The 21,991-nt window shown below is 65.3% G+C and carries 19 protein-coding genes and 1 tRNA gene; 15 read left to right on the top strand and 5 right to left on the bottom strand.

What is annotated here, in order from left to right; translation table 11 throughout:
- The first annotated feature begins 248 nt into the window (after window positions 1-248).
- From ligA to ISN75_RS12845, 3 genes are all read left to right on the top strand, one after another.
- Window positions 249-2,633, top strand: coding sequence for an NAD-dependent DNA ligase LigA (ligA, locus tag ISN75_RS12855; protein WP_343819991.1), 2,385 nt, complete (start codon window positions 249-251; stop codon window positions 2,631-2,633).
- Window positions 2,630-3,616 carry an EF-P lysine aminoacylase EpmA gene (epmA, locus tag ISN75_RS12850; protein ID WP_167256894.1) on the top strand — a complete coding sequence of 329 codons (987 nt, stop codon included), beginning with the start codon at window positions 2,630-2,632 and terminating at the stop codon, window positions 3,614-3,616. Before ligA ends, epmA begins: the two co-directional genes overlap by 4 nt.
- A 122-nt stretch (window positions 3,617-3,738) precedes the next feature.
- The gene (locus ISN75_RS12845; RefSeq protein ID WP_167256895.1) at window positions 3,739-3,900 is read left to right on the top strand and encodes a LiaI-LiaF-like domain-containing protein; all 162 of its coding nucleotides are present in this window, start codon (window positions 3,739-3,741) and stop codon (window positions 3,898-3,900) included.
- A gap of 72 nt (window positions 3,901-3,972) precedes the next feature.
- Here the strand turns inward: ISN75_RS12845 and aqpZ are convergent, their stop codons facing one another.
- Window positions 3,973-4,671, bottom strand: coding sequence for an aquaporin Z (aqpZ, locus tag ISN75_RS12840; RefSeq protein WP_167256896.1), 699 nt, complete (start codon window positions 4,669-4,671; stop codon window positions 3,973-3,975).
- A 350-nt stretch (window positions 4,672-5,021) separates the two neighbouring features.
- Here aqpZ and ISN75_RS12835 point away from each other — a divergent pair, with 350 nt between their 5' ends.
- Complete coding sequence (locus tag ISN75_RS12835) at window positions 5,022-6,335, top strand: MFS transporter (RefSeq protein WP_343819987.1); 1,314 nt, start codon at window positions 5,022-5,024, stop codon at window positions 6,333-6,335.
- Between the two features lie 101 nt (window positions 6,336-6,436).
- On the opposite strand, the gene ISN75_RS12830 is transcribed toward ISN75_RS12835, so the two are convergent.
- Together ISN75_RS12830 and sbcB are read right to left on the bottom strand one after the other, a co-directional pair.
- Complete coding sequence (locus tag ISN75_RS12830; RefSeq protein ID WP_167256898.1) at window positions 6,437-7,123, bottom strand: DUF2461 domain-containing protein; 687 nt, start codon at window positions 7,121-7,123, stop codon at window positions 6,437-6,439.
- Window positions 7,124-7,135: 12 nt separating this feature from the next.
- A complete protein-coding gene (sbcB, locus tag ISN75_RS12825; protein WP_343820157.1) occupies window positions 7,136-8,587 on the bottom strand; it encodes an exodeoxyribonuclease I in 1,452 nt (483 codons plus the stop codon).
- A gap of 119 nt (window positions 8,588-8,706) precedes the next feature.
- On the opposite strand from sbcB, the gene orn reads away from it, so the two are divergent.
- From orn to ISN75_RS12800, 5 genes are all read left to right on the top strand, one after another.
- Window positions 8,707-9,267, top strand: coding sequence for an oligoribonuclease (gene orn / locus ISN75_RS12820; RefSeq protein ID WP_214572042.1), 561 nt, complete (start codon window positions 8,707-8,709; stop codon window positions 9,265-9,267).
- A gap of 33 nt (window positions 9,268-9,300) precedes the next feature.
- The gene (folP, locus tag ISN75_RS12815; protein ID WP_343819984.1) at window positions 9,301-10,212 is read left to right on the top strand and encodes a dihydropteroate synthase; all 912 of its coding nucleotides are present in this window, start codon (window positions 9,301-9,303) and stop codon (window positions 10,210-10,212) included.
- 39 nt (window positions 10,213-10,251) lie between these two features.
- Window positions 10,252-11,604, top strand: coding sequence for a phosphoglucosamine mutase (gene glmM, locus ISN75_RS12810; RefSeq protein ID WP_167256901.1), 1,353 nt, complete (start codon window positions 10,252-10,254; stop codon window positions 11,602-11,604).
- A 123-nt stretch (window positions 11,605-11,727) separates the two neighbouring features.
- Window positions 11,728-12,675, top strand: a complete 948-nt coding sequence (locus tag ISN75_RS12805; protein WP_168647237.1) for an isopenicillin N synthase family dioxygenase — start codon at window positions 11,728-11,730, stop codon at window positions 12,673-12,675.
- 221 nt (window positions 12,676-12,896) lie between these two features.
- Window positions 12,897-13,382, top strand: coding sequence for a hypothetical protein (locus ISN75_RS12800; protein ID WP_343819983.1), 486 nt, complete (start codon window positions 12,897-12,899; stop codon window positions 13,380-13,382).
- Between the two features lies 1 nt (window position 13,383).
- Here ISN75_RS12800 and ISN75_RS12795 read toward each other — a convergent pair whose 3' ends face one another.
- Window positions 13,384-14,196: an SDR family oxidoreductase gene (locus tag ISN75_RS12795; RefSeq protein ID WP_343819982.1), complete on the bottom strand. Its 813-nt coding sequence runs from the start codon at window positions 14,194-14,196 to the stop codon at window positions 13,384-13,386.
- 132 nt (window positions 14,197-14,328) lie between these two features.
- On the opposite strand from ISN75_RS12795, the gene tpiA reads away from it, so the two are divergent.
- The 4 genes from tpiA (at window position 14,329) to ISN75_RS12775 (ending at window position 15,961) form a co-directional block, all read left to right on the top strand.
- Window positions 14,329-15,078 carry a triose-phosphate isomerase gene (tpiA, locus tag ISN75_RS12790; protein ID WP_167256905.1) on the top strand — a complete coding sequence of 250 codons (750 nt, stop codon included), beginning with the start codon at window positions 14,329-14,331 and terminating at the stop codon, window positions 15,076-15,078.
- A gap of 23 nt (window positions 15,079-15,101) precedes the next feature.
- Window positions 15,102-15,557: a preprotein translocase subunit SecG gene (gene secG / locus ISN75_RS12785; RefSeq protein WP_343819981.1), complete on the top strand. Its 456-nt coding sequence runs from the start codon at window positions 15,102-15,104 to the stop codon at window positions 15,555-15,557.
- Between the two features lie 13 nt (window positions 15,558-15,570).
- A tRNA-Leu gene (locus ISN75_RS12780) sits at window positions 15,571-15,655 on the top strand.
- 165 nt (window positions 15,656-15,820) lie between these two features.
- Window positions 15,821-15,961 carry an Arm DNA-binding domain-containing protein gene (locus ISN75_RS12775; protein WP_423385069.1) on the top strand — a complete coding sequence of 47 codons (141 nt, stop codon included), beginning with the start codon at window positions 15,821-15,823 and terminating at the stop codon, window positions 15,959-15,961.
- Between the two features lie 241 nt (window positions 15,962-16,202).
- Here the strand turns inward: ISN75_RS12775 and ISN75_RS12770 are convergent, their stop codons facing one another.
- On the bottom strand, window positions 16,203-16,427 hold the full coding sequence (locus ISN75_RS12770) for a hypothetical protein (protein ID WP_168647239.1): 225 nt from the start codon (window positions 16,425-16,427) through the stop codon (window positions 16,203-16,205).
- A 413-nt stretch (window positions 16,428-16,840) separates the two neighbouring features.
- On the opposite strand from ISN75_RS12770, the gene ISN75_RS12765 reads away from it, so the two are divergent.
- Both ISN75_RS12765 and ISN75_RS12760 read left to right on the top strand, forming a co-directional pair.
- Entirely contained in the window at window positions 16,841-21,382 is a 4,542-nt protein-coding gene (locus tag ISN75_RS12765; protein ID WP_168647240.1) for an RHS repeat-associated core domain-containing protein, read from the top strand.
- Window positions 21,360-21,875: a hypothetical protein gene (locus ISN75_RS12760; RefSeq protein ID WP_168647241.1), complete on the top strand. Its 516-nt coding sequence runs from the start codon at window positions 21,360-21,362 to the stop codon at window positions 21,873-21,875. Before ISN75_RS12765 ends, ISN75_RS12760 begins: the two co-directional genes overlap by 23 nt.
- Window positions 21,876-21,991 lie beyond the last annotated feature (116 nt).

The following is a 21,991-nucleotide window of genomic DNA, read 5'->3' as shown; positions in this document are numbered from 1 at the left end:
CATCGTAGGCGATCCGCTGGCTGCCGCGTTTCCACCTCCTGCTGTGTCGTGGTAACGCAGCGTTTGGTCGAGGCCGACTGGGCCGCCCTGTGCCTGGGCGGCGACAGGCGGCGCGGGGACGGGCGGGCATGCCCGGATCGCCTGGCCAGTGGTCCTGATAGCCCCGATGCGATGGATCAAGCGAAAACGAGGCCAGGGCGCGTGGCTTTCGGTTGTCTTAGTAAACTGCGCGGCATGAGGAGCCCCGCATGAGCCATTCATCTGAACCTGAGGTCCGCGCCGCCGAGCTGCGCGAGCGGATCGAGCGCGCCAATTACCGGTACCACGTGCTCGACGATCCGGAGATCACCGACATCGAGTTCGACCGCCTGCTGCGCGAGCTGGAGGCGCTGGAGGCCGAGCATCCGGAGCTGGCCACGTCCGACTCGCCCACGCGCCGCGTGGGCGCCCGCGCGGTTGGCGGCTTCGCCGAGGTGCAGCACGCCATCCCCATGCTGTCGCTGAGCAATGCCTTCGAGCAGGAAGGCGAGACGGAGCTGGAGCGGTTCCGCGAAGTGGCGGAATTCGAGCGCCGCATCGAGCAGACCCTGCAGCGGAAAGAGCCGGTGTTCTCGGTGGAGCCGAAGCTGGACGGCCTGGCCATCAGCCTGCGCTACGAGAACGGCGTGTTCGTGCAGGGCGCGACGCGCGGCGACGGCGCCACCGGCGAGGACGTCACCGCCAACCTGCGCATGGTCGGCGCCATCCCGCTGCGCCTGCACGGCAAGGACTGGCCGCGCGTGCTGGAAGTGCGCGGCGAGGTGATCATGCTGCGCAAGGATTTCGAGGCCTTCAATGCGCATGCCCGCGAGCACGGCGAGAAGGTGCTGGCGAACCCGCGCAACGGCGCGGCCGGTTCGCTGCGCCAGCTCGATCCGGCCATCACCAAGAAGCGCAAGCTGAGCTTCTTCGCCTACGCCATCGGCGTGGTGGAGGGCGGCGAGATTCCCGCCACCCATTCGGCCACCTTGCAGAAGCTGCGCGAATGGGGTTTTCCGGTCTCGCACGAGGTGGGCACGGCCAAGGGCTTCAAGGGGCTGCTGGCGTATTACCGGCGCATCGGCGAGAAGCGCGACAGCCTGCCGTTCGATATCGACGGCGTGGTCTACAAGCTGGACGACTACGAAGGCCAGCGCGAGATGGGCTTCGTCTCGCGCGCGCCGCGCTGGGCCATCGCGCACAAGTTCCCGGCGCAGGAACAGACCACCACGGTCGAGGCGATCGAGATCAATATCGGCCGCACCGGCGCCGCCACGCCGCTGGCGCGCCTCAAGCCCGTGCAGGTGGCGGGTGTGACGGTGAGCAATGCCACCCTGCACAATGCCGACCAGGTGGCGCGGCTGGACGTGCGGGTGGGCGATACGGTGATCGTGCGCCGCGCCGGCGATGTGATTCCGGAAGTGGTGCGGGTGATGCCCGAGCTGCGTCCGCCGCACACCAAGCAATGGCATATGCCATCGCACTGCCCGGTGTGCAATTCGGAGCTGCTGCGCGAGGAGGGGGAGGCGGTATGGCGCTGCTCCGGCGGCCTGATCTGCGCCGCGCAGCGCAAGGAGGCGCTGATCCATTTCGCCGCGCGCCGTGCCATGGATATCGAAGGCATCGGCGAGCGCTTCGTCGATGCGCTGGTGGATTTCGGCTACGTGCACACGCCGGCCGATCTCTACAAGCTCACCCTGGACGATTTTCTCGAAATGAAACGCCGCGCCGACGAGCGCGACGGCACCACGCCGGAGACGGTGAAGCAGGGCAAGGTCGCCACCAAGTGGGCGGAGAACCTGCTGGAAGCGATCGAGGCCAGCAAGCGCAGCACGCTGCCGCGGTTTCTGTATGCGCTGGGCATCATGCATATCGGCGAGAGCACGGCGAAGACGCTGGCCCTGTGGCTGGGCCGGCTGGAGCTGGTGCGTTCCACGCCGGCGCCGGTCTTGCGCGTGCTGCCGGACATCGGCGACGAAGTGGCCAACTCCATCGACGGCTTCTTCGCCCAGGAGGGCAACCAGAAGGTGGTCGACGACTTGCTCGCCTCCGGCATCGTGCTCGGCGACGAGAGCGCGCCGTCGCCGAAGCTGCGCGGCAAGCTGGGGCTGGACGTGCTGCTGGATACCGCCAAGGTATCCAAGCTCGGTCCCAAGAGCACGCAGCTGCTGGCGCAGCACTACCGCAGCGTGAAGCAGCTGGCGGACGCGGGGGCCGCGCATTGGGTGGTGGCCGGGGTGCCGTCGGCGGCGGCGACGAATCTTGAGCACTTCCTGGCCGACCGGGAAAACCTCAAGGCCCTGGAAGACGCGGAAGCGGCCATGCAACGCCTGCTGGACGCCATCCCGAAATCCGCCAAGGCCGAAGCCGCGCCGCTGGAAGGGCAGACCGTGGTGCTCACCGGCACGCTCGCCGGGCTGACCCGCGATGAAGCCAAGGAGCGCCTCGAAGCGCTGGGCGCCAAGGTTTCCGGTTCGGTCTCGAAAAAAACCAGCTTCGTGGTGGCCGGCGAAGCGGCCGGCTCCAAGCTGGACAAGGCGCAGGAGCTGGGTGTGGACGTATGGGACGAAGAACGCCTGCTGGCGCTGCTGGCCGAGCACGAGGGCGGCGCATGACGGCGAAGGAATCCGCCCGCATCGTGCAACTGCCCGGCGACCGCGGCTCGCTGCGCCTGCGTGCGCAGCTCAATGCGCTGCTGCGCCAGTTCTTCGCCGACCGCGGCGTGCTGGAAGTGGAGACGCCGATCCTGTCGGCGGCCGGCAATACCGATCCGAATATCGAAAGCTTCAGCGCCAGCTTCAGCGGCCACGTCGACGCCGGCCCGCGCGAGCGCTGGCTGCGCACCTCGCCGGAATACCCGCTCAAGCGCCTGCTCGCCGCCGGCGTGGGCGATTGCTACGAGCTGGGGCGTGTGTTCCGCAATGGCGAATCCGGCGGCCGCCACAACCCCGAGTTCACCATGCTGGAGTGGTACCGCGTGGGCTGGGACCATCGCCAGCTGATGGAGGAAACCATCGCCCTGGTCGAAGCCGCGCTGGCCATGGCCGGGCGGCGTGCCGAAGTGGTGGTGGAAAGCTATCGCCAACTGTTCCTGGACGAGCTGGGCATCGATCCGCTGCATGCGCCGATCGACGAATTGCGCGCGCCATTGGCCGAATACGGCATCGGCCCCGACGGACTGGGCCGCGACGACTGGCTCGATCTGCTGATCACCCACAAGCTGCAGCCGGCGTTTCCGCGCGACCGCATCACGGTGATCCACGACTACCCGGCCAGCCAGTGCGCGCTGGCGCGCATCCGCCCCGGCGATCCGCCGATGGCCGAGCGCTTCGAGCTGTTCCTGGGGCGCTACGAGCTGGCCAACGGGTATCACGAGTTGAACGACGGGGCGGAGCAGCGCAGGCGCTTCGAGCGCGACAACGCGGTGCGGCGCGAACGTGGGCTGCGCGAGATTCCGCTGGATGAGTCTTTGTTGGCGGTGCTGGATGCGATGCCCGATTGTGCCGGCGTGGCGATGGGCATGGAGCGCCTGCTGATGTGCCTGGCGGGGACGGATGCGATCGCGGATGTGCTGGCGTTTCCGTTCGCCGAGGCTTGACGTAGGTTGGGGTGAGCGCAGCGAACCCCAACACTGCCGCAACGTTGGGGTTCGCTGCGCTCACCCCAACCTACGCTCTTGTGGCAGAGTGGCCGCCGTCGCCTAACCACCCCGAGAACCCGATGAAACCCAGCGTCCCCGGCATCATCCTGATCGCGATCGGCGCGCTGTTCCTGCTGCGCAACCTCGGCTTCGACCTGCACCTGGGCCAGCTGTTCGCCACCTGGTGGCCGCTGGCGCTGATCGCGCTGGGCGTGGGCATGATGTTCCGCCGCACCAGCTGAAGCGCATAAAAGAAGGCCGGGCGCCCGGAGCATCTTCCCGATGCCCCCGGCGCCCGGCCTTCGTCGTTTCCGTCAGTCCTTGCTTTCCAGCAGATGGCGGTAGATCAAGCCGCCGATCGCGCCGCCGATCAGCGGCACCAGCCAGAACACCCACAGCTGCTGCAGCGCCCAGCTGCCCTGGAAGATCGCCACGCCGGTGCTGCGCGCGGGGTTCACCGAGGTGTTGGTGACGGGGATGCTGATCAGGTGGATCAGGGTCAGCGCCAGGCCGATCGCCAGCGGGCCGAAGCCGGCCGGCGCGCGCTTGTCGGTGGAGCCGTGGATCACCAGCAGGAAGAACGCGGTGAGCACCAGCTCGGCCACGATCGCGGCGTGCAGCGAATAGCCATTCGGCGAATGCTCGCCATAGCCGTTGGAGGCGAAGCCGGCGGTGGCATCGAAACCCGCCTTGCCGCTCGCGATCGCGTACAGCACGGCGGCGGCGGCGATCGAACCGATCACCTGCGCCACGATGTAAGGCACCACGTCCTTGGCCGGGAAGCGGCCGCCGGCGCACAGGCCCACGGTCACGGCCGGATTGAAATGCCCGCCGGAAATATGGCCCACGGCGTAGGCCATGGTTACCACGGTCAGGCCGAAGGCCAGCGCCACGCCGGCGAAGCCGATGCCGAGATCCGGATACGCCGCAGCCAGCACCGCGCTGCCGCAGCCGCCGAATACCAACCAGAAAGTGCCGAAGAATTCGGCGGTCAAACGCTTGCCAATGCTCATGAGCAGGTCTCCTTGCGAAGGCGGGAAGGGAAAAGCAAAAAGTTCTTGTTGCCCCTACAGCCCCGGTCGTCCTGTCCGGCGCGGCGCTAGCCTACGCAAACGGTGCGGTCATGGGAACAGCCGTGATGTGATGGCGGCACTCAAGGCCGTCATTCCGGCGCAGGCCGGAATCCAGTAGCGGTGCACGGCATGGGGCGTATCGCCCCAAGACACCGCTTTTGAATGTCCTCGCGACAATCGAACGTTATCGCCACTGGATTCCGGCCTGCGCCGGAATGACGAGGGTGTGAGTATTTGGCCAGGGCGGGTGCTATGTTCCGCCAACTCTTCCCCACGATGCCGTCTCCACGATGACGCAAGCCGCTCCGTCCGTTCCCCCGCTGGACTCGCCCGCCCCACGCTTGAACCGCAACGACCTGCGCACCCTGGCGCTTGCCGCCTTGGGCGGTGCGCTGGAGTTCTACGACTTCGTGGTGTTCGTGTTCTTCACCAAGGTGCTGGGCCAGTTGTTCTTCCCGGCCGATATGCCGCCGTGGCTGGCGCAGGTGCAGGTGTACGGCATCTTTGCGGCGGGCTATCTGGCGCGGCCGCTGGGCGGCATCGTGATGGCGCATTTCGGCGACCGCACGGGGCGCAAGCGGATGTTTACGCTGAGCGTGTTCCTGATGGCCTTGCCCACCCTCTGCATCGGCCTGTTGCCCACGTATGCGCAGCTTGGCGTGCTGGCGCCGATGCTCCTGCTGCTGCTGCGCGTGGTGCAGGGCGTGGCGATCGGCGGCGAAGTGCCGGGCGCCTGGGTGTTCGTGGCCGAACATGCGCCGCCCGGCCGCGTGGGCTTTGCCTGCGCCAGCCTGACCTCGGGCCTTACCGCCGGCATCCTGATCGGTTCCCTGGTGGCCGCCGGCATCAGCGGCCTGGGGCCGGAAAAAGTGCTGGCTTTCGGTTGGCGCTGGCCCTTCATCCTGGGCGGCGTGTTCGGCTTCTTCGCGGTGTGGCTGCGCCGCTGGCTGAGCGAGACGCCGGTGTTCGCGCAGATGCGCGAGCGCAAGGAGCTGGCCAGCGAGTTGCCGCTGAAGCGTGTGATGACCGGGCAGCTCGGCGGTGTGCTGCTGAGCATGCTGGTGACCTGGATGCTTACCGCGGCCATCGTGGTGGTGATCCTGATGACGCCGACCCTGGCGCAGAGCAGTTTCCACCTGCCGCAGACGCTGGCCTTCCACGGCAACAGCCTGGCGGCCCTGATGCTGTGCTTCGGCTGTATCGCCGGCGGCGTGGCGGTGGATCGCTTCGGGCGGGGCTGGTCCCTGCTGGTCGGCTCGCTGGCACTGCTGGTCACCACCTATCTGCTGTATCGCGATCTGGCGCAGGGCGCGGAGCATTTCATGCTGCTGTACGCGCTGGCCGGCCTGTGCGTCGGCGTGGTGGGCGTGGTGCCGGCGGTGATGGTGGCGGCGTTTCCGCCGGTGGTGCGGTTCTCGGGTTTGTCGTTCTCGTACAACATCGCGTACGCGGTGTTCGGCGCGATCACGCCGCCGCTGATTGCTTATCTGGCCGCGAAGCTGGGCGCGATGGCGCCGGCGCACTATGTGGCGCTGACGGCGGTGATCGGTGCGGGGTGTGCGCTGTATCTGCTGACGACGCAGCGCGAGTTCCACGAGCGCTGACCGGGCGCAGGTTGGGGTGAGCCGCAGGCGAACCCCAACAGGGCGACGTGCGAGGTGATGTTGGGGTTCGCCTGCGGCTCACCCCAACCTACGCCAGCGCCTTAGAAATCCAGTTCCTGCGTGGCGCACAGATAATCCACCATCGGCGCCAGCCGCTTGTAGGTCTCCACCATCCACGGCCGCAGCTCCGCCGAGCAGGCCAGCTTCTCGTCGAAGCCTTCGCCCGCGGCGAAATCCTTCCGCTTGATGTCCTCGATCAGCTCGTGCGCTGGATCGAACCCGCGCGGCGGCCGCGTCAGCGCCTCGCCCCAGAACGTGAAATGCTCGCGGAACGCCTTGCTCTGCGTGGCCTTCTTCCACGCCGCCGGATTGTCGGCGAGGAAGGCGCGGATACGCTTCAAGGCATCCGGCTCCGGATGCCACATGCCGCCGCCGGCAAAGCAATCGCCCGGCTGGATATGCACATAGAACGACGGCGCCGGAATCTCGTGCCGCCGCTCGTGGAAGAAGCGCGCACCCTGCCAGGGCTTGTACGGCTGCTTGTCGTTGGAAAAGCGCGTATCGCGATGGATGCGGAACAGCGAGCCGCCGTTCTTGCGCGAGTCGGCGCGGTAATGCGCGCTGATCTTGGTGAGCGGCGCCTGCATGTCGGCAATCAGCTGCAGGAACGGATCGCGCACGTCGCGTTCGTATTCCGGCTTGTGCGCCAGAAACCATTCGCGGTTGTTGTTGCGTTCGAGGGCGCGGAGAAAACGGAAAGTGGCAGGCGTGAAGTAAGCGTTGGCCATGGTCGGTAGGGGTCAGGCGGGCAGGGGCGCAAGGTCGGCGGCGAGCTCTTCGCCCCAGGCTTGCAGTTGATCGAGCAGGGCGAGCTTGCCGGGATCCTGCGCCAGTTCGCCGCGCAGCTGGGCCAGGCGGGCGAAGTAGTCGGGCAGGGTGAGGCCGGTCAGCGGGGTGGACTTGAACAGGCGGTCGCGGCGGAACGCGTCCCAGCGCTGCTGTTCCTCCGGCGTCAGCGTGTGCGGCCAGTTGCGCGCGCGGTAGCGGAACAGCAGCTCGGGATAGCGCGGGTCGCGGAACGGGAAGTTGCGCGTACCCAGCTGTTCCGGCGGCGTGGCGCGCACTTCGGCCAGCAGGCGCTTGTCGGAATCGGGCAGGAAGCCGCCGTAGATGGCCAGCTCCGGATCGGCCGGCGGCGGCAGGTCGCTGGCGCGCTGGAACACGCGGCGCAGCTTCTCGGCCAGGCCTTCGGCGGCGGCCAGCACGTCGCGGTTGGCCAGGCAGCGCTCGACGTCCAGCTGCAGGCGGGCGGTGTCGGTGCCCTTGAGCACCGACAGCGGCGCCAGCGCGGGCGAGCGGTTGGCGCGCACGGTGCGCAGCGGGATGCGCTCCACCCCTTCGGGCAGGTCGGCGCGGGCGGTGAACATGCGGTCGGCGATCTCTTCCTCGTCCAGCGCCAGCAGCAGCGAAGGGTCGCCCGACAGGTCGTACACGATGACCTCGCCCGGCCGCGTCGGATGCACCGCGATCGGCGCCACCATGGCCAGGCAATAGCGGCTGGCCGGATAGCGCGAGGATACGTGCAGCACCGGCGTCATGTTCACCACGTCCAGCAGCTCGAACACCTTCTGCTTGCGGCGCAGCGCGTAGTGCCAGTCCCACAGGCGCGGCTGGCGCACGCGGATCAGGCGGGCCAGGTCGATCAGCGCGTGCACGTCCGACAGCGCGTCGTGCGCGCGCTCCTGGGTGAGATGGTTGGCGCTGGCCAGGTGCTCCAGCCGGAAGCTGAGCGTGCCGTCCTCGCGGGTCGGCCAGGCGATGCCTTCGGGGCGCAGGGCCGCGCACATGCGCACCAGGTCGATCAGGTCCCAGCGCGAATTGCCGTTCTCCCATTCGCGCCCGTAGGGCTCGTGGAAGTTGCGGTAGAGCATCTGCCGGGTGAACTCGTCATCGAAGCGCAGCGAGTTGTAGCCCACCCCGCAGGTGCCCGGCGCGGCCAGCTGCTCGTGCACGCGCGCGGCGAATTCGGCCTCGCCCACGCCGTCGCGCTCGGCCTGCTGTGGCGCGATGCCGGTGATCAGGCAGGCCTCCGGGGCGGGCGGCAGCTCGCGCGGGGGCTTGCCGAAGAACATCACCGGCTCGCCGACGATCTCCAGCTCCATCGTGGTGCGGATGCCCGCGAACTGCAGGGGGCGGTCGCGCCAGGGATCGGCGCCGCTGGTCTCGTAGTCGTGCCAGAAGAACGTCTGCATGCCGGGGATGATCGCATGGCCGTCCAGGTGTGTCCGCTTGCACAGGATGGCCGGCCAATGGGCATACACCGCCCAGGGCGGGCTTCCGCTGCTGCTAGACTGCGCGCCCAGGAGGGAGCATGAGCCTAGCGAACGAAGAAAATCTGATCTGGATCGACCTGGAAATGACCGGTCTGGATACCGATAACGACTCGATTCTCGAAATCGCCACCATCGTGACCGACAAGGAATTGAACATCCTGGCCGAGGGCCCGGTGTTCGCGATCCGCCACGAGGTGGAGCGCCTGGAGGCGATGGATGCGTGGAACCGCAACCAGCACCGCAAGTCCGGCCTGTGGGAGCAGGTGCTGGCTTCCGCCGACGACCATGCGGCGGCCGAGGCGGCCACGGTGGAGTTCCTCAAGGCCTGGGTGCCGGCCGGCAAGTCGCCGATGTGCGGCAACTCGATCTGCCAGGACCGCCGCTTCATGCACCGGCAGATGCCGCGGCTGGAACGCTATTTCCATTACCGCAACCTCGACGTGTCCACGCTCAAGGAGCTGTCGCGCCGCTGGTCGCCGAGCATCTGCAAGAACTTCAGCAAGGAGTCCGCGCATACCGCCCTGTCGGACATCCGCGACTCCATCGAGGAGCTGCGCTACTACCGCCAGTTCATGGGCGCGCTGGGCGGCGCCGGCTGAGCGCCGCGCCGCAGGCTTGAGCCAGGAGTGACCATGTCCGCCGCCGATCTCTTCGCCACCGTGCTCGACTGCAACGGCCGCCGCCTGGTGCTGGACCGTCCGCGCGTGGTCGGCATCCTCAACGTCACGCCCGATTCGTTCTCCGACGGCGGCAGCCACGCCACCACGGAAGCGGCGGTGGCGCATGGCCTGCGCCTGGCGGAAGAGGGCGCGGACATGCTCGACGTGGGCGGCGAATCCACCCGTCCGGGCGCGGACGACGTGCCGCTGGAGGAAGAGCTGCGCCGGGTGATCCCGGTGATCGAGCAGCTGGCCGCGCGCACCTCGCTGCCGATCGCGGTCGACACCTCCAAGCCCGAGGTGATGCGTGCCGCGGTGGCCGCCGGCGCGGGCATGATCAACGACGTCTACGCGCTGCGCCGCGACGGCGCGCTGGACGCCGCCGCCGCACTGCGCGTGCCGGTGTGCCTGATGCACATGCTGGGCGAGCCGCGCGGCATGCAGGACGATCCGCGCTACGACGACGTGGTGGGCGAAGTGCACCGCTTTCTTACCGACCGGCTGTTCGCCTGCGAGCTCGCGGGCATCGACAAGCGGCTGGTGCTGGTCGACCCGGGCTTCGGCTTCGGCAAGACGCTGGAACACAACCTGGCCCTGCTGCGCGCGCTGGAGCGCTTCGGCAACCTGGGCAGCGGCTGCTACGTGGGGCTGTCGCGCAAGACCATGATCGGCAAGCTCACCGGCCGCGAGGATCCCGCGCAGCGCGCGGCCGGCTCGGTGGCCGCCGCGCTCATCGCCGTGCAGCGTGGCGCCCGTATGGTGCGCGTACATGATGTGGCCGCTACGGTCGATGCTTTGGCGGTATGGCAAGCCGTGGCTGCAGGGGAGCCCGCGGTGCGCAAGGACCCGCGTCCGGCCGCGCCGCGCTGGCCCGACGACGAATAAGCAACCAACCGCGCCCTCCGGCGCGATGAAAGGATCCCCATGAGCGAACGCAAATACTTCGGCACCGATGGCATTCGCGGGCCGGTCGGCCAGTGGCCGATCAGCGCGGATTTCATGCTGCGCCTGGGCCGCGCCGCCGGCATGGCGCTGGCGCGCGACAGCCGCGAAGGGCGGCCGAAGGTGCTGATCGGCAAGGACACCCGCGTGTCCGGCTATATGTTCGAGGCCGCGCTGGAAGCGGGCCTGGTCGCGGCGGGCGTGGACGTGGGCCTGCTCGGCCCGATGCCGACGCCCGCGGTGGCCTTCCTCACGCGCTCGCTGCGGGCTCAGGCCGGCATCGTGATCAGCGCCTCGCACAACCCGCACCAGGACAACGGCATCAAGTTCTTCTCCGCCACCGGCGAGAAGCTGTCCGACGAAGTGGAAGCGGCGATCGAGCTGGGCCTGGATGCCGAGTTCACCACCGAGTCCCCCGAGCGCCTGGGCAAGGCCAGCCGCATCGACGATGCGGGCGGGCGCTATATCGAGTTCTGCAAGCGCACCCTGGCCGACAGCGAGTTCACCCTGCGCGGCATGCGCATTGTGCTGGACTGCGCCAACGGCGCGACCTACCAGGTAGCGCCGAAGGTGTTCTCCGAGCTCGGCGCCGAGGTGATCGCCATCGGCCACAAGCCGGACGGTTTCAACATCAACCGCGGGGTGGGCTCGACCCATCCGCAGACCCTGCAGCTGGCCGTGCTGGAACACCGCGCCGACATCGGCATCGCCTTCGACGGCGACGGCGACCGCGTGCAGATGGTGGACCGCGAAGGCGTGCTGGCCGACGGCGACGACATGCTGTTCATCCTGGCCCGCGCCTGGGCCGCGCAGGGCCGCCTGAAGGGCCCGGTGGTCGGCACCCTGATGAGCAACTACGGCCTGCAGCAGGCGCTGGGCGCGCTGGACGTGGACCTGATCCGCGCCAACGTGGGCGACCGCTACGTGCTGCAGAAGCTGAAGGAGCACGGCGGCCAGCTGGGCGGCGAGACCTCCGGCCATATCCTGTGCCTGGACCGCGCCAGCACCGGCGACGGTATCGTCTCGGCGCTGGCCGTGCTGGAGGCGCTGGGCGGGCGCGACCTGGCCGAGGCGCGCCAGGGTCTCTACAAGATGCCGCAGATCATGATCAACGTGCGCGCCAACGGCGCGCGCGAATCGCTGCACAGCGACGAGGTGAAGCAGGCCCTGGCCGAGACCGAGCAAGCCCTGCGCGGCCGCGGCCGGGTGGTGCTGCGTGCCTCCGGCACCGAGCCGCTGGTGCGGGTGACGGTGGAGGCCGCCGACGAGGCCGAGGTGAGGCGGATGGCGGAGCAGCTGGCGGAGGTCGTAAAATCCGCGGCCGAACGCTCGTGAGCCAGCGGGGGCGGTCGTAAGACCCAGCCCCGCCCAGGTCGCCAAGGATTGGCCCGACGTGCCCCGCCCCTGCGGTGGCGGGTTCGACAAATCGACCGCACGCCTACCTGTGGATCACGACACATGAATACGACCGTCAAACGGGTTCCCACCCTCGACATCCGCCGCTACGACACCGACCGCGAGGCCTTCGTGGCCGAGCTGGGCGCGGCCTACCGCGAATACGGCTTCTGCGGCATCAGCGGCCACGGCATCGCGCCGGAGCTGATCGACAACGCCTACCAGGCCTTCCAGCAGTTCTTCGCGCTGCCGGCCGAGACCAAGCAGAAGTACCACGTGCCCGGCAGCGGCGGCGCGCGCGGCTACACCCCGTTCAAGGTGGAGACCGCCAAGGACAGCAAGTACGCCGACCTCAAGGAGTTCTGGCACGTGGGCCGCGAGATCCCGCGCGACTCCCGCTTCGCCGACGTGATGGCGCCGAACCTGTGGCCGGAGGAAGTGCCCGCGTTCAAGCCCTACGGCTACGGCCTGTTCGAGGCGCTGGACCAGCTCGGCACCCGCGTGCTGCGCGCGCTGGCCCTGCATATCGGCCTGCCGGAGAACTATTTCGAGGACAAGACCGACCAGGGCAATTCCATCCTGCGTCCGATCCATTACCCGCCGATCACCGAGGAGAACATCCCGAACGTGCGCGCGGGCGCCCACGAGGACATCAACTTCATCACCCTGCTGGTCGGCGCCAGCGCCGAGGGCCTGGAAGTGCTGACCCGCGAGGGCGAGTGGCTGCCGATCACCACCGAGGGCGATGCCATCGTGGTGAATATCGGCGACATGCTGCAGCGCCTGACCAACCACGTGTATCCGTCCACCACGCACCGCGTGGTGAACCCGCAGAACGCCAATGCGCGCAAGCCGCGCTATTCAGTGCCGTTCTTCCTGCATCCGAACCCGGACGTGGTGCTGGATCCGCTGCCGCAGTGCGTGACGCCGGACAACCCGAGCCGCTACGACACGTCGATCACCTCGCATGAGTATCTGCAGCAGCGGCTGCGTGAGATCAAGCTGATTTGATCGGGCTGATTTGATCGGGCTGATTTAATTGGGCTGATTTAATTGGGCCGATTTAATTGGGCTGATCTGATCGGGCTGATCTGATCGGGCTGATCTGATCGGGCTGATCTGATCGGCTCGATCCAAGCCGGGCTGATCTGACGCTGATGCATGACTTCCGGTCGGTACGCACCGGCCGGGAGTCCGCTAGCCTCGCGGCACTTCGATGCGGGGATGCCGCGATGCGTGTTCCGTTCCTGTTCGCCTTGACCCTGCTCGGCGGCGCGGCCAGCGCCGCGGAGGCGCCGTCCCCCATCCAGGCCATGCAGCCGCTGCTGGGCAGTTGGCATTGCGCTGGCGTGTTTCCCGCCAGCGGCAAGAAAATCGCCTCGACCATGCGCTTCGACACCGAGCTCGGCGGCGCGGGTGTGCTCAAGCATCACGACGATATCGCGCCGAATACGTATCGCGCGGTGGAAGCGTGGACGTACGACGCGAAGGGCAAGCAGTTCAATGCGGCCATCGTCGACAATTTCGGCGGCGCGCGCCGTTTCAGTGCCGGCGGATGGGAAGGCGACACGCTGACGTGGACCTCCGCGCCGGAGGTGCAGCCGGCGCAGAAGTTCGTCTATGTGCGCATGGCCGATGGCGGCTTGCGCGTGGACTGGCAGATGATGCGCGGCGGCAGCTTCGTGGTGGGCGACACGCTGAGCTGCAAGCGCCCGTGAGTCAGTGCGCCGCGGTCTGCCGGTAGCGCCGCGATTCGCGCGCCGACAAGGCCAGCGCCATGCGGTCCGGCATCAGCTTCACCAGCGCCTTGATAAAACGGTTGACGCGGCCGGTGACGCGCACCACGTCGCCGCGTTCGACCGCATCGCAGCCTTCGCGCACTACTTCTTCGGCGGTCTGCCACATGAAGCGCGGCATCTGGTTCATCAGTTCGCGCGTGCCGGTGACGTCGTGGAATTCCGACCAGGTGAAGCCCGGGCACAGCGCGCAGACGTGGATGCCGAGGTGGCGGTTTTCCAGCGCCAGCGATTGCGAGAACTTGATCAGGTACGCCTTGGACGCGCCGTACAGCGTATGTCCCGCCGTGCCCGGCACATGGCCGGCGAGCGAGGCCACGTTGACGATGCGGCCGTAGCCGCGTTCGCGCATGCCGGGCAGCAGGCGCCAGGCCAGTTCGGTGGGGGCGGTCATCAGCACCTGGATAAAGGCCGCGTGGTCCTGCCAGGTGTTGGCGTCGAAGGTGCCGGGCAGGCCGTAGCCGGCGTTGTTGATCAGCCAGTCCACGGCCAGTTGGCGTTCGGCCAGCGCGGCCTGCAGTTGCCGCGGCGCGGCGGGGTCGGCGAGATCGGCCGGCAGCACGGTCACGCTGCCGTTGTGCTTGCCGCGAAGTTCTTCCGCCAGCGCTTCCAGGCGGTCCGTGCGGCGTGCGGTGAGCACGAGGTCGTGGCCGCGCGCGGCCAGTTCGCGCGCGAAGGCGGCGCCGATGCCGGCGGAGGCGCCGGTGATCAGGCTCAGGGGGCGGGACTGCGGCATGCCGGTTCCTTCGGTGCGCGGGTGGAGACGCGATCTTGCGGTCAGTTGGCGGAACGCGCCAGCGCCCGCGCCGTTGCCGGGTCAAAGAGTGCTCGCTAAGCTGCCGCGTTTTCGAAGGAAGGGAGACGCGCCATGCGCAAGAAGCTCGTTGCCGGTAACTGGAAGATGCACGGCAGCCGCTCGATGGCCGCCGCGCTGGCGAGCGAGATCGCGGCCGGGCTGCCGGCGTCGATCGATGCGGTGGTGTTCCCGCCGTTTCCCTATATCGCCGAGCTGGCGGCGCAGCATGCCGGTTCGGGCCTGGGCTTCGGCGGCCAGGACGTGAGCGAGCACGAGGGGCAGGGCGCGTATACCGGCGAAGTCTCCGCCGCGATGCTGCAGGACGTGGGCGCGCAGTGGACCCTGGTCGGCCATTCCGAGCGCCGCCAGTACCACCACGAGAGCGACGAGCTGGTGGCGCGCAAGTTCGCCGCCGCCCGCGCCGGCGGCCTCACCCCGGTGCTGTGCGTGGGCGAGACGCTGGCGCAGCGGGAGGCCGGCGAGACCGAGGCGGTGATCGCCCGCCAGCTGCACGCCGTGCTGGCGCTCAATGGCGTGGCCAGCTTCGATACCGCGGTGATCGCCTATGAACCGGTCTGGGCCATCGGCACCGGCCGCACCGCCACGCCGGAGCAGGCCCAGGAGGTCCACGGATTCATCCGTAGCCAACTGGCCCGGCAGGATGCTATGATCGCCCGTCTGACTCGGCTGCTTTATGGCGGCAGCGTCAAGCCGGCCAACGCCGCGGAATTGTTCGCGCAGGCGGATGTGGATGGGGGGCTCGTCGGAGGTGCATGTCTGACCTCGGCCGATTTCCTCGCGATCTGCGCCGCCGCGCACTGAGCGCACGGATTCTTTAGGAAACCATGTTCGTCATCTTCAGCGTCTTCTACATCCTGATCGCCGCGGCGATGATCGTGCTGATCCTGATGCAGCGCGGCGCCGGTGCCGATGCGGGTTCCGGTTTCGGCGGCGGCGCCTCGGCCACCGTGTTCGGTGCGCGCGGTTCGTCCAGCTTCATGACCCGCGCCACGGCCGTGCTCGCCGCGCTGTTCTTCCTGCTCAGCCTCGGCATGGGTATCTACCTGAGCCGCCACGGCGCTCCGCAGAACGGCGGCGCGGATCTCGGCGTGATGTCCGGCCTTGCCAACCCGCCGGCCGCCACGCAGAATGCGCAGCCCTCGGCGCCGGCCAACGCGGAAGTCCCGCAGGCGACCAAGCCGGCAGGCGACGTCCCGGCAGCCACGCCTCCGGCCCAGAGCGCCGAAGTCCCCGCGGCGACCGCTCCGGCCAAGCCGGCCTCGACGCCGGAAAAGAAGTAACAGCAAGACACCTGCCCAGGTGGCGGAATTGGTAGACGCACTACCTTGAGGTGGTAGCGACGCAAGTCGTGGGGGTTCGAGTCCCCCCTTGGGCACCAATCGAAGTTTCATAGCGTCCCAGGACGTCCATGGAATACACGAAACCCCGCGTAGCTGCGGGGTTTTTTGTTTCTAGGCGTCCATAGACGTCCAGTGGAGTCTTGGACTTTTGGGTAGGAATTTGGGCATGATTTGCTCAATCCTACCCAAGATGGTCCCTCCCTATGTCACGCCTAGCCGATCCGCTGACCGAGCTTCAGATCCGCAAAGCCAAGGCTGCGGCCAAGGCCTATGCCCTGTCGGATGGCAACGGCCTCTCCCTACTGGTCAGTCCGGCGGGTCGCAAAACGTGGTCGGTGCGCTAGCTTTCCCGTATAGGTTTTATCGCCTTTGATCAGAACTCCAAAGGCCTTGCCGTGAAATGTCTCCATGCTTGCAGCCAACGAGTTGAAGTCCATGGTTAATACACGACTATCCTCGGATGCGTGGCCTTCGGGCATGTTCATTTTTCCCTGGCAAAGCAAGTTCTCTGCGTAACAGTTCGTGCACGACAAACCGATCACTACGGCAAGCATTCGCCCCTTCATGTGTCTCTCCCCTGTTTTTTCAGCGTCCGTGCTTGCCGTAGTGATTGCCGGTGCGTGTATTGCGATAGCTGCCGCCGCGATGGGATGAGCCGGAGCCACCGAAGTAGTGGCCGCCATGACTGGTGGTGTGATGTGAGCCGGAGTAGTGGGCCGATGATCCGCTGCTATGGCTGCCACCCCTGGCATTAGCCGTGAAGGAAAGGACCAGCAAGCAGCTCGCCAGCAAGACGCTGAGTTTGCGCATGAGTTGTTCCCCCGTGGTTGACCGGGCCGTTGCAGCCTGGTCGCGGGCCGATCCTATGCCCGGTGTGGCGGCCGCGATAGTGCCCATTAGCCGACGCCAGCTATAGGATTTCCCCTACAAGGACTGAGTGGCCTTGCCGGGTCTTGCTGCTTTCTATGAAAATGATGGGATATGCACCTGATGTAGGTGCCAACGCCTGTGGGGTGTGCCCAGAGCCGCAGGGTTGTCGGGAATTGGAAGGGCGATCATGGATGAGTGTATCGTCACAATCGATGGCGATACTGTCGTGGAAGATTGCGAAATGGAGCCGAGGTTGCGCGCAACCTCGGTTTTTTCTTGGGTAAAAGCGCCGGGGAGCTACTTCTCCTCATACTTAGTGGCTCTGGCGTGGCGTATCAAAATGGAGCTGGTGCATGAACAGATGGTTGCTTTGTCTGCTGCTTGCAGTGATAGCGGGGTTTGCGCTGAAGGCATCAGCGGATCATGCGCCAATCAATTTCTTTGCCAGCGCAAATTATGACCAGGATCCCACGAAGGTCCGCTATCCAAGCGCGATGTCTGCGCTGCAGGCCGGCTGGGGAACCACTAACGGTTGTTTTCCTGGCTCCAATCTCACGTTGTACGGGGTCTTGCTTGGCGTCAAGATGGAGCACGCGGATGGATATGTAGACGGCGCCCTATGGACCCCATATAGCAAACAGCTTTGGTGCGGAAGCAACGAGCTATTCAACGGCCCGGGGTACAATATCCACCGCTATATGGAGCAATGGTCTTCGTGCTCTTCTGCTCCAGGTTCGGTGGGCCGCTACTCAGGCGGCCCCTGCCCGACACCTCCTGGGATTGATCCAGACAAGAGTCGTGGTGCGCCGCCGGGACCATGCGTTGTCTGTGGTGATCCAATTAATGTCGCTACGGGCAATGTTTTCGAGATAAAAACCGAATACGTCGGCGGCGGCGCCTTCCCACTTAACTTCAGCTGGGTCTACAACAGCTTGGGTTACAGCGGGATCGCTTCACCTGCTGAAAACGTGCTGGGCGCGAACCGAACGGTCAACTACCTCAAGTTGGCTCGCGTGTATCGAGTTTCGGACGGCAGCGCCACCTCCGCTTATCTCCTGCGCGAGGATGGCAAGACGTACATCGCGGATCTTGTCAATGGTGCGTGGGTCTTCGATGCCGACGTAGATGGTGTTCTGACTTCAACGCAGGATTCGAGCGGGAACTATACCTCTTTGGCATATCTCAACGCCAAAGGAGAGACGGAAGTCTATGACGCCATCGGTCACCTTCAATCGATCACCGATCGTAGCGGTCGTAGACAGGCGTTGAGCTGGAATGATGCGGGCCAGTTGGTGGGCGTGCAGGATGACTTCGGTCGCACGCTCACCTTTACGTACGACGGCCAGGGGAGGATTAAGACCCTAGTTCAGCCTGATGGTGGTGCCATTGGTTTTACGTACGATACAAGCAACAATCTTCAGGTCGTTACCTATCCGGATGGTAAAACGATTCAGTACAACTATGGCGAGGCTGCCAATACATCGGGTGCAACCCTTCCGAATGCGCTGACTAGCGTTATAGATGAAAGTGGCGCCACGTACTCCAGTACTTTCTACGATGCGCAAGGGCTTGCCATACGCAATTACATGGCTGGTGGTGTGTCTTCGTATGCCATCGCCTACACCACGGTACAGGTCAGTCGGTCAAAGACTGATATTGCTAGTGCGGTGGTCACTGATCCTCTTGGCGCGACAAATAGCGTCAATTTCCTAGCCAGCCTTGGTATCAATCGGCCGACCCAGTCTGTGGCGAGCTGTGCCGGGTGCGTGTCGGAGTCGAAGAGTTACACCTTCGGAGCAAATGGCAGGGTTTCAACGAGCACCGATGGCGTGGGCGCAGTCGCAGCGAGCTCATACGATTCGAACGGATTGCTCGCGCAACATATCGAGGCTCAAGGTTTGTCCGGTCAGCGCACGGCCAACACGACCTGGGATGCCTCGCGGCGACTGCCTTTGAGTCGATCGGTGCTGGACGGCAGCGGCAATCTGGTCGCTAAGACTACCTGGGTCTATAACGCTGCTGGCCAAGTGGTAGCTAATTGCGAGGCGGATCCTGCTGTCAGCGGGGCTGCCACCTATGTCTGTGCAGTAGCGGGAACCGCGCCTCCAGGCGTTAGTCGCCGGACCTATGCTTATTGTGATGCTGTGGACGATACTCAGTGCCCGGTTGTGGGGCTGCTGCTGAGCGCCACCGGACCACGCACCGATATCACCAGTACCGCGCACTACAGCTACTACCGGAGCACGGACGAATCGGGTTGCGGTACTGCCGGTGGTGCTTGCCATCGCGCCGGCGACCTCTATCAAGTCACTGATGCGGTGGGCCATGTGCGCACCGTGGTCGCCTACGATAAGAACGGCCGCGTGGTGCGCGAGCGCGACGCCAATGGCGTCGTCACGGATTCGACCTACCACGCCCGCGGCTGGCTGCTGACTCGAACCGTCCGCGCCAACGCAGACGGTACGGCGTCGTCCAACGATGCCCTCACCCAGATCGGCTACACGCCCTATGGTGCCGTCGCGTCGGTCAAAGACCCGGATGGCATCCAGGTCACCTACACCTACGACACCGCGCATCGGCTGACGGATATCACCGATGCCCTGGGCAACCGCATTCACTACACGCTCGATGCCGCCGGCAATAAGACCAAGGAAGAAACCTTCGACGCCGGCAACACCCTGCGCCGCTCCCTGGCCCGCAGCTACAACACCCTGGGCCAGCTGACCAACATCAAGGACGGCCTGAGCCGCACTGTGTTCGACGCGAGCTTTGCCGACAGCTACGACGCCAATGGCAACCTGGTGCGCAGCGCCGATGCTCTGGGCATCCAGCGCAAGCAAGGCTATGACGCGCTGAACCGCCTGGTCAGCACGATCGACAACTACAACGGCACCGACACCGCCACGCAGAACACCCAGAGCGTGTTCGCCTATGGCCCTCGCGACGAGCTCCTGGGTGTGAGCGACCCGGACAGCCTGAATACGACGTACGACTACGACGGCTTGGGCAACGCCACCGGCCTGCACAGCCCGGATACCGGCACCTCCAGCTACGTCTATGACGCCGCCGGCAACCGCATCCAGGCCACCGATGCGCGGGGTGTGATCAGGCACAGCACCTTCGATGCGCTCAATCGCATCACCGCCACTACGTATCCGACCAGCGACGCCAACGTCAGCTACCGCTACGACGAGGCCGACAGCGTCACCGGTTGCTCAGGTTCCTATCCGGTCGGCCGCCGGACCAGCGTGGTCGAAACCGCCGTCACCACGGTCTACTGCTATGACGCCCGCGGCAATGTGGTGCAGAAGCGCCAGACCCAGGGCACCAACGTTGACACGGTCAACTACAGCTACACTCTGGCCGACCGGCTGGCTAGTACTCGCACTCCGGATGGCACCGTCGTTCAGTACAGCCGCGACGGCGCCGGCCGCATCAATGGTGTTACCGCGCAGCCACCGGGCAGTGGCAGTGCCGGCAATGTGGTGACCAACGTCAGCTACCTCCCGTTCGGGCCCATCGTCAGCTACACACTGGGCAATGGCCAGACCCTGACCCGCACCTACGATGCCAACTACGCGATGACGGATGTCGTCAGTCCGGCACTGAACCTGCACTTTGCCCGAGACGCGATGGGTAACATCACGGCCTTGGGCAACGCAGCAGGGGCCAATCCGGCGATCGAGACCTACAGCTACGACCCGCTGTACCGGCTGACGGGTCTGAAGGATGCGCAGGGTCAGGCGATCGAGGCGTACACCTACAACAAGACCGGCGACCGCCTCAGTAAGGCGAGCAATGGGGTCGCCACGGGCACCTACGGCTATCAGACTGGCACCCACTGGCTGACGAGCATCGGTAGCAGCGCCCGGACGTACGATACCAACGGCAATATCACGGGCAACGCAGCCGGCAGCGACACGTTTGGATATGGCTACAACGACCGTAATCGCATGACGGTGGTGCAGCGCAATGGGCAGACCGTCGGAAGCTACACCTACAACGCCATGGGGCAGCGTATTGCCAAGGTGGCATCAGCGAGTCAGCGCTTCGCCTATGACGAAGGCAGCCAGCTCCTTGGTGAGTACGGAGCGACGAATCGTAGCTACATCTGGTTGGATGCCGTTCCGGTAGCTATCGTGGATACGAATGGCTCCGTTAGCGCAGTGAGCTACGTGCATGCAGACGGATTAAATAGCCCGCGTGCCGCTACTGATGGTGCTGGAGCGATTGTTTGGCAGTGGGGCTATCAGTCGAATCCGTTTGGTGAGAAGTCTCCGTTAAGTGTCGGAGCTGTTCTCAACTTACGGTTTCCCGGCCAGTATTTCGATGCTGAGAGCAATCTCGTCTATAGCATCGCGCGCGACTACGAGCCTGCCACCGGCCGATATATTCAAAGCGACCCCACCGGATTGCGTAACTCAATAAGCACGTATGCCTATGTGGACGGTAACCCGCTTATAGCTTTCGATCCGGACGGAAAGGCGAAGGTAGCGGATCCGGGGACTCAGGTCGGCGGTGCGTCGACAATTGTTTGCGACGGCTTTGGCGGAATCTCGGTATACCTGTCACCCACGATTACCTTCGACGAGATGGCTTGTTGGGGAGACTGCACTCGTGCTCATGAAATGGTGCACAGGCAGCAATACTTGAGCGCAAATCCTACGATTTGTGTTAATCGGCCTGCGTTCATGAGAGTGGGAGAGACAAGTAAGCTTCAAGATGACGCGGACGAGATTGCTGCATACAAGGTGCAGATAGAGTGTCTGAGGGCTAAGCTTCGCGCCATTAGAGATTGCGACAAGTGCAAAGCACTACTCGAGAAAGAGCTGAAGAAAGAACTGCGCCTACTAAGTGGCTACGAGTATGAGTATGAAAACCTCCCTAGGATTTAAGCTGCTTATCGCGTTGGTGTTGCTCCCATCCTATTCGGTTGATGCGTATTCGACAGAACGAGATCCGGTGGTAGTTGAGGCAGCCGGCGTGACGGTGGGGGACGGACACGTTGCCTTGAATGTAAGATTTTGGAACTGCACAGATAAGGCCATCGCGCTCGATCATCGCTTCCTACCCTGGGGACAAAAGGCGACGGGGCTAGTCGTGTACAAAGGGGCGGGAGTAGGAATGGAGTTGCAGGCGATCTATCACGCAGATGATCTCCCCCCTCATGACGTGACCATTGGCCCAGGTAAATTCGCAACGGGGTTGCTGAATCTTGATGAGCTCTATCCGGCGCTAAGGAACGCCAAGCACTTTGACGACCTTGTGGTTTTCTGGGTGTACGACGCAAAAATCACCGGGATCCCTTCTGCGGGAAAATTTGGTGGCATGGTGCCGCTGTCGCGCACGCCGTCCACCAGCGATAGAAACGCCAGTGCTTGCAGGTGACTGGGCCTTACGGAATCCTGGTTAGTGCTATGCACTACGGCTTGATGGCCGAGCTTAAGGTTGTGCGTTATATGGATGGCTCGAAGTTGCCCTCATGCCCTAATGGAACATAAAGC

The organism is Dyella marensis (genome assembly GCF_049532885.1).
Lineage (GTDB): Bacteria > Pseudomonadota > Gammaproteobacteria > Xanthomonadales > Rhodanobacteraceae > Dyella_D > Dyella_D marensis.
This window is presented reverse-complemented; position numbering and strand designations above follow the sequence as displayed.

Excerpts from the sequence above, each read along its gene's own strand:
- ligA (WP_343819991.1), top strand. The coding sequence starts at position 249 with ATGAGCCATTCATCTGAACCTGAGGTCCGCGCCGCCGAGCTGCGCGAG.
- ISN75_RS12830 (WP_167256898.1), bottom strand. The coding sequence starts at position 7,123 with ATGGCCAACGCTTACTTCACGCCTGCCACTTTCCGTTTTCTCCGCGCC.
- ISN75_RS12765 (WP_168647240.1), top strand. The coding sequence starts at position 16,841 with ATGAACAGATGGTTGCTTTGTCTGCTGCTTGCAGTGATAGCGGGGTTT.
- secG (WP_343819981.1), top strand. The coding sequence starts at position 15,102 with ATGTTCGTCATCTTCAGCGTCTTCTACATCCTGATCGCCGCGGCGATG.
- ISN75_RS12845 (WP_167256895.1), top strand. The coding sequence starts at position 3,739 with ATGAAACCCAGCGTCCCCGGCATCATCCTGATCGCGATCGGCGCGCTG.
- folP (WP_343819984.1), top strand. The coding sequence starts at position 9,301 with ATGTCCGCCGCCGATCTCTTCGCCACCGTGCTCGACTGCAACGGCCGC.
- ISN75_RS12800 (WP_343819983.1), top strand. The coding sequence starts at position 12,897 with ATGCGTGTTCCGTTCCTGTTCGCCTTGACCCTGCTCGGCGGCGCGGCC.
- ISN75_RS12805 (WP_168647237.1), top strand. The coding sequence starts at position 11,728 with ATGAATACGACCGTCAAACGGGTTCCCACCCTCGACATCCGCCGCTAC.
- ISN75_RS12760 (WP_168647241.1), top strand. The coding sequence starts at position 21,360 with ATGAAAACCTCCCTAGGATTTAAGCTGCTTATCGCGTTGGTGTTGCTC.
- aqpZ (WP_167256896.1), bottom strand. The coding sequence starts at position 4,671 with ATGAGCATTGGCAAGCGTTTGACCGCCGAATTCTTCGGCACTTTCTGG.
- orn (WP_214572042.1), top strand. The coding sequence starts at position 8,707 with ATGAGCCTAGCGAACGAAGAAAATCTGATCTGGATCGACCTGGAAATG.
- ISN75_RS12835 (WP_343819987.1), top strand. The coding sequence starts at position 5,022 with ATGACGCAAGCCGCTCCGTCCGTTCCCCCGCTGGACTCGCCCGCCCCA.
- epmA (WP_167256894.1), top strand. The coding sequence starts at position 2,630 with ATGACGGCGAAGGAATCCGCCCGCATCGTGCAACTGCCCGGCGACCGC.
- ISN75_RS12795 (WP_343819982.1), bottom strand. The coding sequence starts at position 14,196 with ATGCCGCAGTCCCGCCCCCTGAGCCTGATCACCGGCGCCTCCGCCGGC.
- glmM (WP_167256901.1), top strand. The coding sequence starts at position 10,252 with ATGAGCGAACGCAAATACTTCGGCACCGATGGCATTCGCGGGCCGGTC.
- sbcB (WP_343820157.1), bottom strand. The coding sequence starts at position 8,587 with ATGCAGACGTTCTTCTGGCACGACTACGAGACCAGCGGCGCCGATCCC.
- ISN75_RS12770 (WP_168647239.1), bottom strand. The coding sequence starts at position 16,427 with ATGCGCAAACTCAGCGTCTTGCTGGCGAGCTGCTTGCTGGTCCTTTCC.
- ISN75_RS12775 (WP_423385069.1), top strand. The coding sequence starts at position 15,821 with ATGTCACGCCTAGCCGATCCGCTGACCGAGCTTCAGATCCGCAAAGCC.
- tpiA (WP_167256905.1), top strand. The coding sequence starts at position 14,329 with ATGCGCAAGAAGCTCGTTGCCGGTAACTGGAAGATGCACGGCAGCCGC.